The organism is Azorhizophilus paspali (genome assembly GCF_043587585.2).
Lineage (GTDB): Bacteria > Pseudomonadota > Gammaproteobacteria > Pseudomonadales > Pseudomonadaceae > Azotobacter > Azotobacter paspali.
Genome location: NZ_CP171449.1, coordinates 4351247 through 4363459, shown reverse-complemented (window position 1 = coordinate 4363459; position 12213 = coordinate 4351247). Strand labels below are relative to the sequence as shown.

At 66.1% G+C, this 12213-nt stretch carries 3 protein-coding genes; all 3 read left to right on the top strand.

Annotated elements, in window-relative coordinates; all coding sequences use genetic code 11:
* Positions 1–231: 231 nt before the first annotated feature.
* Positions 232–1893: a glycosyl hydrolase family 28-related protein gene (locus ACGI6K_RS21245; protein ID WP_394543137.1), complete on the top strand. Its 1662-nt coding sequence runs from the start codon at positions 232–234 to the stop codon at positions 1891–1893.
* Positions 1894–2169: 276 nt separating this feature from the next.
* Positions 2170–6381, top strand: a complete 4212-nt coding sequence (locus ACGI6K_RS21240) for a glycosyl hydrolase family 28-related protein (RefSeq protein ID WP_394543135.1) — start codon at positions 2170–2172, stop codon at positions 6379–6381.
* Between the two features lie 278 nt (positions 6382–6659).
* On the top strand, positions 6660–12179 hold the full coding sequence (locus tag ACGI6K_RS21235; protein WP_394543132.1) for a M10 family metallopeptidase C-terminal domain-containing protein: 5520 nt from the start codon (positions 6660–6662) through the stop codon (positions 12177–12179).
* Positions 12180–12213 lie beyond the last annotated feature (34 nt).

The following is a 12213-nucleotide window of genomic DNA, read 5'->3' as shown; positions in this document are numbered from 1 at the left end:
CCGGGCGAACGGATGAAGGCTGCTTCACTCTCACCTAGATAAGCGCGTAGGCCGTTTCATCCGAGCGCCTTTCCGGGCCGCTTCGAAAGACCGCCACGAGGCACTCTGTGCAAGGGCCAGGCAGTCGCGTTGTAACCGGAGTCGGGACCGGCCCGTTCGGGCGTTGTCTCTTCCCGCCCCACTTTTTTCAGGCAGCTTCGGCTGCTCCTCTCGGAACTGGGAAGTGGAGATATGAATTACAACGTCAAGGATTTCGGTGCATTGGGCGACGGCGTCAGCGACGACCGGGCCGCCATCCAGGCGGCGATCGACGCCGCCTACGCCGCCGGTGGCGGCACCGTCTACTTGCCGGCCGGCGAGTACCGGGTCAGCCCCACCGGGGACCCAGGCGACGGCTGCCTGATGCTCAAGGACGGCGTCTACCTGGCCGGCGACGGCATGGACGAAACGGTGATCAAGCTGGTCGACGGCTCCGACCAGAAGATCACCGGCATGGTCCGCTCGGCCTATGGCGAGGAGACCAGCAACTTCGGCATGCGCGACCTGACCCTCGACGGCAACCGCGACAACACCAGCGGCAAGGTCGACGGCTGGTTCAACGGCTACATCCCAGGCCAGGACGGCGCCGACCGCAACGTGACCCTGGAGCGGGTGGAAATCCGCGAAATGTCCGGTTACGGTTTTGATCCGCACGAGCAGACCATCAACCTGACGATCCGCGACAGCGTGGCCCACGACAACGGCCTCGACGGTTTCGTCGCCGACTACCTGGTCGACAGCGTGTTCGAAAACAACGTCGCCTACAACAACGACCGCCACGGCTTCAACGTGGTCACCAGCACCCACGATTTCGTCATGACCAACAACGTCGCCTACGGCAACGGCGGCGCCGGCTTGGTGGTGCAGCGGGGAGCGGAGGACCTGGCCCAGCCGACCGATATCCTGATCGACGGCGGCGCTTACTACGACAACGCCCTGGAAGGCGTGCTGCTGAAAATGACCCACGACGTCACCGTGCAGAACGCCGAGATCTACGGCAACGGCTCCTCCGGCGTGCGCCTGTACGGCACGGAGGACGTGCGGATCCTCAACAACCAGATCCACGACAACGCGCAGGCGGCCGCCGTGCCCGAGATCCTGCTGCAATCCTTCGACGATACCGTCGGGGCGTCCAGCACCTACTACACGACCCTGAACACTCGGGTCGAGGGCAACACCATCGCCGGTTCGGCCAACTCCACCTACGGCATCCAGGAGCGCAACGACGGCACCGACTACAGCAGCGTGATCGACAATGACATCGCCGGGGTGCAACAGCCCATCCAACTGTACGGATCTCACTCGACGGTATCCGGCGAACCCGGCGCGACACCGCAACAGCCGTCCGCGGAAAGCGACGGCGAGCCACTGGTCGGCGGCGACGCGGACGACCAGCTCCAGGGGGGCTCTGGCGCCGATCGCCTGGACGGCGGGGCCGGCGACGACATCCTCGACGGCGGCGCCGGGCGCGACCGGCTGAACGGCGGCGCGGGCGCCGACACCTTCGTGTTCTCCGCCCGCGAGGACAGCTACCGTACCGACACGGGGGTGTTCAACGACCTGATCCTCGACTTCGAGGCCAGCGAGGATCGCATCGACCTGTCCGCGCTGGGCTTTTCCGGCCTGGGCGACGGCTATAGCGACACCCTGCTGCTGAAGACCAACGACGAGGGCACACGCACCTACCTGAAAAGCTTCGAGGCGGATGCCGAGGGACGGCGCTTCGAGGTCGCCCTAGACGGCGACCACACGGGCGATCTTTCCGACGCCAATGTGGTCTTCGCCGCGACCGGGACGACCACCGAACTCGAAGTGCTCGGCGACAGCGGCACGCAGGCCGGGACGATCGTCTAGCGCGTCTCGCTCCGATACACAGCCGGTCGTCGGCAAGGCGACCTGCCGTCGGCTGCCCCGAAATTTCCAATCTAATCTCACCTACAGACAGGCGCGTCCCTGTGTGCCCGAGCGCCGCCCCCGGAACGACCGGCAAAGGCGTGTTTGTGCGCAAGGTGCAGATTGGCCGCGCCCGAGGCCAGAGGCAGGGAAAACCTTTTCCGGCGGTCGTCTCTTCATTCTCCACTTCCCAGGCAGCCCTGGGCCGAGTAACACGACGGTATTAGGAAGCGGATCATGAATTACAACGTCAAGGATTTCGGAGCACAGGGCAATGGCGTCAGCGACGACACGGCGGCCATCCAGGCGGCGATCGATGCCGCCCACGCGGCCGGTGGCGGCACCGTCTACCTGCCGGCCGGCGAGTACCGGGTCAGCGGCGGCGAGGAGCCTTCCGACGGCGCTTTGCTGATCAAAAGCAACGTCTACATCGTCGGCGCCGGGATGGGCGAGACGGTGATCAAGATGGTCGACGGCTGGACGCAGAACGTCACCGGCATGGTGCGCTCGGCCTACGGCGAGGAAACCAGCAACTTCGGCGTAAGCGACCTGACCCTCGACGGCAACCGCGACAACCTGTCCGCCAAGGTCGACGGCTGGTTCAACGGCTACATTCCCGGCCAGGACGGCGCCGACCGCGACGTGACCCTGGAGCGGGTGGAAATCCGCGAAATGTCCGGTTACGGTTTCGACCCCCACGAGCAGACCATCAACCTGACGATCCGCGACAGCGTGGCCCACGACAACGGCCTCGACGGTTTTGTCGCCGACTACCTGATCGACAGCGTGTTCGAAAACAACGTCTCGTACAACAACGACCGCCACGGCTTCAACGTGGTCACCAGCACCCACGACTTCACGCTGAGCAACAACGTCGCCTACGGCAACGGCGGCGCCGGCTTGGTGGTGCAGCGCGGCTCCTACAACCTGCCCCATCCCTACGACATCCTGATCGACGGCGGCGCCTACTACGACAACGCCCTGGAAGGTGTGCAGCTCAAGATGACCCACGACGTCACCCTGCAGAATGCCGAGATCTACGGCAACGGCCTGTACGGGGTGCGCGTCTACGGCGCCCAGGACGTGCAGATTCTCGATAACCAGATCCACGACAATGCGCAGAACGGCGCCTATGCCGAAGTCTTGCTGCAGTCCTACGACGACACCGCCGGGGTGTCCGGCAACTTCTATACCACCACCGGCACCTGGATCGAGGGCAACACCATCGTCGGCTCGGCCAACTCCACCTACGGCATCCAGGAGCGTGCCGACGGCACCGACTACAGCAGCCTCTACGCCAACAGCATCGACGGCGTGCAGACCGGGGCGGTACGGCTCTACGGCGCCAATTCCAAGGTCTCCGACCAGCCCGGCACCGGCCAGCAGGCAACCCTCGAAGGCACGACCGGCAACGACACGCTCGACGGGACCGACGCCCACGAGACGCTGCTCGGGCTGGATGGCGCCGATCGCCTGGACGGCGGCGCCGGCAACGACATCCTCGACGGCGGGGCGGGGCGCGATACCCTGACCGGCGGCGCGGGCGCCGACACCTTCCGCTTCTCTGCCCGCGAGGACAGTCACCGCACCGACAGCGCCAGCTTCAACGATCTGATCACCGACTTCGATCCCGCCCAGGACCGTATCGACCTCTCCGCGCTGGGCTTCACCGGTCTGGGCAACGGCTACAACGATACCCTGCTCCTGGAGACCAACGCCAAGGGTACGCGCACCTACCTGAAAAGCTACGAGGCGGATGCCCAGGGCCGGCGCTTCGAGATCGCCCTGGACGGCAACTTCGTCGACCAGTTCAACGATGACAACCTGTTGTTCGACGCCGCTGCGGTCACCGGTACCGAGGGCAACGACAATTTGCTCGGCACCGACGCCGGGGAAACTCTCCTGGGCTACGGCGGCAACGACACGCTCGACGGCGAGGCCGGCAACGACCTCCTGGTCGGCGGCGCCGGACACGATACCCTGACCGGCGGCGCCGGGGCGGACGTGTTCCGCTTCGAGACGCTGTCCGACAGCCAGCGTAACTACACCACCGGCGACAACCAGGCCGACCGCATTCTCGACTTCGACCCGACCCTGGACAAAATCGACGTGTCGGCGCTCGGCTTCACCGGGCTGGGCAACGGCCGCAACGGCACCCTCGCCGTGGTGCTCAACAGCGCCGGCGACCGCACCGATCTGAAGAGTTACGACACCGACGCCAACGGCTACAGCTTCGAGCTTTCCCTCGCGGGCAACTACCAGGGCCAGCTCGGCGCCGAGCAGTTCGTTTTCGCGACGTCTCAGGGGGGACAGATGACGGTTATCGAAGGCACCGACGGCAACGATACCTTGCAGGGCACCGGGGCCAACGAGCGGCTCCTCGGCCTGGACGGCCGGGACAGCCTGAACGGCGGGGCCGGCGACGACATCCTCGACGGCGGAGCGGGGCGCGACACTCTGACCGGCGGCACGGGTGCCGACACCTTCCTGTTCGCCGCGCGTACCGATAGCTACCGCACCGACGCGGGGGTGTTCAACGACCTGATCCTCGACTTCGACGCCAGCAAGGACCGCATCGATCTGTCCGGGCTGGGCTTCAACGGTTTCGGCGATGGCTACGACGGTACCCTGCTGGTGCAGCTCAGCAGTGACGGAACCCGTACCTACCTCAAGAGCTACGAGGAGGATGCCGAGGGCCGGCGCTTCGAGATCGCTCTGGACGGCGACTTCAGCGGCCAACTGGACAGCGACAACGTGATCCTCGAGCCCCGCGTATTCGATGCCAAGGACTTCGGCGCGCTGGGCGACGGTGTCAGCGACGACCGGCCGGCTATCCAGGCGGCGATCGACGCCGCCTACGCCGCCGGTGGCGGCACCGTCTACTTGCCGGCCGGCGAGTACCGGGTCAGCCCCACCGGGGACCCAGGCGACGGCTGCCTGATGCTCAAGGACGGCGTCTACCTGGCCGGCGACGGCATAGGCGAGACGGTGATCAAGCTGGTCGACGGCTCCGACCAGAAGATCACCGGCATGGTCCGCTCGGCCTATGGCGAGGAGACCAGCAACTTCGGCATGCGCGACCTGACCCTCGACGGCAACCGCGACAACACCAGCGGCAAGGTCGACGGCTGGTTCAACGGCTACATCCCAGGCCAGGACGGCGCCGACCGCAACGTGACCCTGGAGCGGGTGGAAATCCGCGAAATGTCCGGTTACGGTTTCGATCCGCACGAGCAGACCATCAACCTGACGATCCGCGACAGCGTGGCCCACGACAACGGCCTCGACGGCTTCGTCGCCGACTACCTGATCGACAGCGTGTTCGAAAACAACGTCGCCTACAACAACGACCGCCACGGCTTCAACGTGGTCACCAGCACCCACGACTTCACGCTGAGCAACAACGTCGCCTATGGCAACGGCGGCGCCGGCCTGACGATCCAGCGGGGCTCGGAGGACCTGGCCCAGCCGACCGATATCCTGATCGACGGCGGCGCTTACTACGACAACGCCCTGGAAGGCGTGCTGCTGAAGATGACCCACGACGTCACCGTGCAGAACGCCGAGATCTACGGTAACGGCTCCTCCGGCGTGCGCCTGTACGGCACGGAGGACGTGCGGATTCTCGACAACCAGATCCACGACAATTCGCAGAACGGCACCTATCCGGAAGTCCTGCTGCAGGCCTTCGACGACAGCCAAGTCACCGGTGAGCTGTACGAGACCCTGAACACCCGGATCGAAAGCAATCTCATCGACGCTTCGGACAACGCCAACTATGCGGTGCGGGAGCGCGACGACGGCAGCGACTACACCACGCTCGTGGACAACGACATCAGTGGCGGCCAGGTCGCCTCGGTGCAGCTTTCCGGCGCCCATTCGAGTCTTTCCAGCGGCACCACCGAAGTGCCGCAGGGAACCGACGGCAACGACGTGCTGGTCGGCGGCGATGCCGACGACCAGCTCTACGGCGAAGCCGGTGACGACCGCCTGGACGGCGGCGCCGGCGACGACTTGCTCGACGGCGGAGCGGGGCGCGACGACTTGACCGGCGGCACGGGGGCCGACACCTTCGTGTTCGCCGCCCGTACCGATAGCTACCGCACCGACGCGGGGGTGTTCAACGACCTGATCCTCGACTTCGACGCCAGCGAGGACCGCATCGACCTGTCCGCGCTGGGCTTCAGCGGCTTCGGTGACGGCTACGACGGCACCCTGCTGGTGCAGCTCAGCAGCGCCGGAACCCGTACCTACCTCAAGAGCTACGAGGAGGACGTCGAGGGCCGGCGCTTCGAGGTCGCCCTGGACGGCGACCACACGGGCGATCTTTCCGCCACCAATGTAGTTTTCGCCGACGACGGCTCGGCCGCCGTGGCGAGCAGCGATCCCGCCGCCACAGAGTTGGAGGTGGTCGGCGGCAGCGGCACCCAGACCGATCAACTCGCCTGATCCGACTCCGCCCACACCCGCCCGGCCATTCCGGCCGGGCGAACCAATGGCCTTTTGATCAGTCTCAGGCACAGCAACGTGTGCGCCGCTTCGCTTGTTCGCTCTCCCGGCCTTGTTTCTCCCTGAAGGCGACGCTCGCCGGAGTGCGTCGGGCGCGAGGAAAAGGTTCGCCGTATGCAAAGCCGGAGACGGGAAAGGCTTGTTCAAGTAGTCGACTCTTCCTTCCTCCTTTTTCCTAGACAGCCTTCTAGCCAAGCATTAACGGAACAGGAAGCAGCATGGATTACAACGTCAAAAATTTCGGGGCACAGGGCAATGGCGTCAGCGACGACACGGCGGCCATCCAGGCGGCGATCGATGCCGCCCACGCGGCCGGTGGCGGCACCGTCTACCTGCCGGCCGGCGAGTACCGGGTCAGCGGCGGCGAGGAGCCTTCCGACGGCGCTCTGCTCATCAAAAGCAACGTCTACATCGTCGGCGCCGGGATGGGCGAGACGGTGATCAAGATGGTCGACGGCTGGACGCAGAACGTCACCGGCATGGTGCGCTCGGCCTACGGCGAGGAAACCAGCAACTTCGGCGTAAGCGACCTGACCCTCGACGGCAACCGCGACAACCTGTCCGCCAAGGTCGACGGCTGGTTCAACGGCTACATTCCCGGCGAGGACGGCGCCGACCGCGACGTGACCCTGGAGCGGGTGGAAATCCGCGAAATGTCCGGTTACGGTTTCGACCCCCACGAGCAGACCATCAACCTGACGATCCGCGACAGCGTGGCCCACGACAACAGCCTCGACGGCTTCGTCGCCGACTATCAGGTCGGCGGGGTGTTCGAGAACAACGTCTCGTACAACAACGACCGCCACGGCTTCAACGTGGTCACCAGCACCCACGACTTCACGCTGAGCAACAACGTCGCCTACGGCAACGGCGGCGCCGGCTTGGTGGTGCAGCGCGGCTCCTACAACCTGCCCCATCCCTACGACATCCTGATCGACGGCGGCGCCTACTACGACAACGCCCTGGAAGGCGTGCAGCTCAAGATGACCCACGACGTCACCCTGCAGAATGCCGAGATCTACGGCAACGGCCTGTACGGGGTGCGCGTCTACGGCGCCCAGGACGTGCAGATTCTCGATAACCAGATCCACGACAATGCGCAGAACGGCGCCTATGCCGAAGTCTTGCTGCAGTCCTACGACGACACCGCCGGGGTGTCCGGCAACTTCTATACCACCACCGGCACCTGGATCGAGGGCAACACCATCGTCGGCTCGGCCAACTCCACCTACGGCATCCAGGAGCGCGCCGACGGCACCGACTACAGCAGCCTCTACGCCAACATCATTGACGGCGTGCAGACCGGGGCGGTACGGCTCTACGGCGCCAATTCCAAGGTCTCCGACCAGCCCGGCACCGGCCAGCAGGCAACCCTCGAAGGCACGACCGGCAACGACACGCTCGGCGGGACCGACGCCCACGAGACGCTGCTCGGGCTGGACGGCAACGATCGCCTGAACGGCGGCGCCGGCAACGACATCCTCGACGGCGGGGCGGGGCGCGATACCCTGACCGGCGGCGCGGGCGCCGACACCTTCCGCTTCTCTGCCCGCGAGGACAGTCACCGCACCACCAGCGCCAGCTTCACCGACCTGATCACCGACTTCGATCCCGCCCAGGACCGCATCGACCTCTCCTTACTGGGCTTCACCGGTCTGGGCAACGGTTATGAAGGCACCCTGGCGGTAACCATCGGCTCCGGCGGCACCCGCACCTACCTGAAAAGCTACGAGGCGGACGCCCAGGGCCGGCGCTTCGAGATCGCCCTGGACGGCAACTTCGTCGACCAGTTCAACGATGACAACCTGTTGTTCGACGCCGCTGCGGTTACCGGCACCGAGGGCAACGACAATCTGCTCGGCACCGACGCCGGGGAAACTCTCCTGGGCTACGGCGGCAACGACACGCTCGACGGCGAGGCCGGCAACGACCTCCTGGTCGGCGGCGCCGGACGCGATACCCTGACCGGCGGCACCGGGGCGGACGTGTTCCGCTTCGAGACACTGTCCGACAGCCAGCGCAATTACACCACCGGCGACAACCAGGCCGATTACATCATCGACTTCGCCGTAGGCGAAGACAAAATCGACGTGTCGGCGCTGGGCTTCACCGGGCTGGGCAACGGCCGCAATGGCACCCTCGCCGTGGTGCTCAACAGCGCTGGCGACCGCACCGATCTGAAGAGTTACGACACCGACGCCAACGGCTACAGCTTCGAGCTTTCCCTCGCGGGCAACTACCAGGGGCTGCTCGGCGCCGAACAGTTCATCTTCGCCACGCCCCCGGAACAGGCGACCATCGAGGGAACCGACGGCAACGACACCTTACAAGGGACCGGGGCCAACGAACTGCTCCTCGGTCTGGGCGGCCGGGACAGCCTGAACGGCGGCGCCGGCGACGATGTCCTCAAAGGTGGGGCGGAGCGCGACACCCTGACCGGTGGCACGGGTGCCGACACCTTCCTGTTCGCCACGCGTACCGACAGCTACCGCACCGACAGCGCCAGCTTCTCCGACTTGATCACCGACTTCGATCCTGCCCAAGATCGCATCGACCTGTCCGCGCTGGGCTTCAGCGGTTTCGGCAATGGCTACGACGGCACCCTGCTGCTGCAGGTCAACGCCGCGGGCACCCGCACCTACCTGAAGAGCCTCGAGGCCGATGCCGACGGCCAGCGCTTCGAGATCGCTCTGGACGGCGACTTCAGCGGCCAACTGGACAGCGACAACGTGATCCTCGAGCCTCGCGTATTCGATGCCAAGGACTTCGGCGCGCTGGGCGACGGCGTCAGCGACGACCGGCCGGCTATCCAGGCGGCGATCGACGCCGCCTACGCCGCCGGTGGCGGCACCGTCTACCTGCCGGCCGGCGAGTACCGGGTCAGCCCCACCGGGGACCCAGGCGACGGCTGCCTGATGCTCAAGGACGGCGTCTATCTGGTCGGCGACGGCATAGGCGAGACGGTGATCAAGCTGGTCGACGGCTCCGACCAGAAGATCACCGGCATGGTCCGCTCGGCCTATGGCGAGGAGACCAGCAACTTCGGCATGCGCGACCTGACCCTCGACGGCAACCGCGACAACACCAGCGGCAAGGTCGACGGCTGGTTCAACGGCTACATCCCAGGCCAGGACGGCGCCGACCGCAACGTGACCCTGGAGCGGGTGGAAATCCGCGAAATGTCCGGTTACGGTTTCGATCCGCACGAGCAGACCATCAACCTGACGATCCGCGACAGCGTGGCCCACGACAACGGCCTCGACGGTTTCGTCGCCGACTACCTGGTCGACAGCGTGTTCGAAAACAACGTCGCCTACAACAACGACCGCCACGGCTTCAACGTGGTCACCAGCACCCACGATTTCGTCATGACCAACAACGTCGCCTACGGCAACGGCGGCGCCGGCTTGGTGGTGCAGCGGGGAGCGGAGGACCTGGCCCAGCCGACCGATATCCTGATCGACGGCGGCGCTTACTACGACAACGCCCTGGAAGGCGTGCTGCTGAAGATGACCCATGACGTCACCGTGCAGAACGCCGAGATCTACGGCAATGGTTACTCCGGCGTGCGCCTATACGGCACGGAGGACGTGCGGATCCTCAACAACCAGATCCACGACAACGCGCAGAACGTCGCCTATGCCGAAGTCCTGCTGCAGTCTTTCAACGATGTTGGAGTGTCCGGCAACTTCTACGCCACCACCGGCACTTGGATCGAAGGCAACGTCATCAGCGGTTCGGCCAACTCCACCTACGGTATCGAGGAGCGCAACGACGGCACCGACTACAGCAGCCTCTACGCCAACAGCATCGACGGCGTGCAGAGCGGGGCGGTACGGCTGAATGGCGCCCACTCGATCGTCTCCGACCAGCCCGGCACCGGCCAGCAGGCGACCCTCGAAGGCACGACCGGCAACGACACGCTGACTGGCAGCGACGCCCACGAGACGCTGCTCGGGCTGGATGGCGCCGATCGCCTGGACGGCGGCGCCGGTAACGACATCCTCGACGGCGGGGCGGGGCGCGATACCCTGACCGGCGGCGCGGGCGCCGACACCTTCCGCTTCTCTGCCCGCGAGGACAGTCACCGCACCACCAGCGCCAGCTTCACCGACCTGATCACCGACTTCGATCCCGCCCAGGACCGCATCGACCTCTCCGCGCTGGGCTTCACCGGCCTGGGCGACGGCTATGACGGCACCCTGCTGGTGACCACCGGTTCCGACGGTAGCCGTACCTACCTGAAGAGCCTGGAGGCGGACGCCGAGGGGCGGCGCTTCGAGATCGCCCTGGACGGCAACTTCGTCGGCCTGCTCGATGCCAGCAACCTGATTTTCGGGCGCCCCGCCATCGAGGGGGATGCCGGCAACAACGCCCTGCTCGGCACCTCGGTCGCCGAGACGTTGCTCGGCCATGCCGGCAACGACACGCTCGACGGCGCCGGCGGCGACGACATCCTGGTCGGCGGCGCGGGGAGCGACAGCCTTACCGGCGGCGCCGGAGCCGACGTGTTCCGCTTCGAGGCGCTGTCCGACAGCCAGCGCAACTACACCACCGGCGACAACCAGGGCGATCGCATCACCGACTTCGTGGTGGGTGAAGACAAGCTCGACGTATCGGCGCTGGGCTTCACCGGGCTGAGCGACGGCTACAACGGCACTCTCGTCCTGGCGTTCAACAGCGCCGGCGACCGCACTTACGTGAAGAGCTACGAGACCGACGCCAACGGCTACCGCTTCGAGTTTTCCCTCGACGGTAACTACCAGGGACTGCTCGGCAACGAGAATTTCATCTTCGCCACGCCCAGCGGCCAGCAACTCCTCGAGGGCAGCGCCGGCAACGACAGCTTGCAGGGCACGGCCGCCAACGAGGTGATCCACGGCGGCGCCGGGCGCGACACGCTGGCCGGCGGGTCCGGGGCCGACGTGTTCCGCTTCAGCGAACTGACCGACAGCTACCGTACCGCCAGCTCGAACTTCACCGACCTGATCACTGACTTCAACCTGGCCGACGACCGCATCGACCTGTCCGGGCTCGGCTTCGGCGGTCTGGGCAACGGCTACGGCAATACCCTGGCGCTGCAGGTGAACAGCGCCGGCACCCGCACCTACCTGAAGAGCTACGAGGCGAATGCCGCCGGCGAGCGCTTCGAGCTTTCCATGGACGGCGACCTGTCCGGACTCGACGAGTCCCACCTCGTTTTCGACGAGCGCGTCGTGCTGGCTGGCGGCGGCGGCAATGACACGCTTTCCGGCAGCAGCGCGGCCGAGGAATTGCTCGGTGGGGCCGGCAACGACAGCCTGAACGGCGGTGCCGGTAACGACATCCTCGACGGTGGGGCGGGGCGCGACACCCTGAGCGGTGGCAGCGGCAGCGACATCTTCCGCTTCGGCGACGCGCTCGACAGCTTCCGCAACTACAACAGCGGGGCGAACGTCACCGACAGCATCGCCGACTTCACCCACGGCACCGACCTGATCGACCTCTCCGCGCTCGGCTACACCGGGCTGGGCAATGGTTACGACGGCACCTTGGCGATAGTACTGAACGGCGCCGGCACCAAGACCTACCTGAAGGATCTTGGCGGCGACGCCGAAGGCAATCGTTTCGAGATCGCCCTGGAGGGCAACCACGCCGACCAGCTCGATGCGAGCGACTTCATCTTCGCCACGGCGGCCGCGGCCACCGGAATCGAGGTAGTCGGCAGCACGCCGGCCGAGGAGCAGCCGGTCGTCTGACGCGGGACGCCGCGGCGAGGCATGCCGCGGCAAC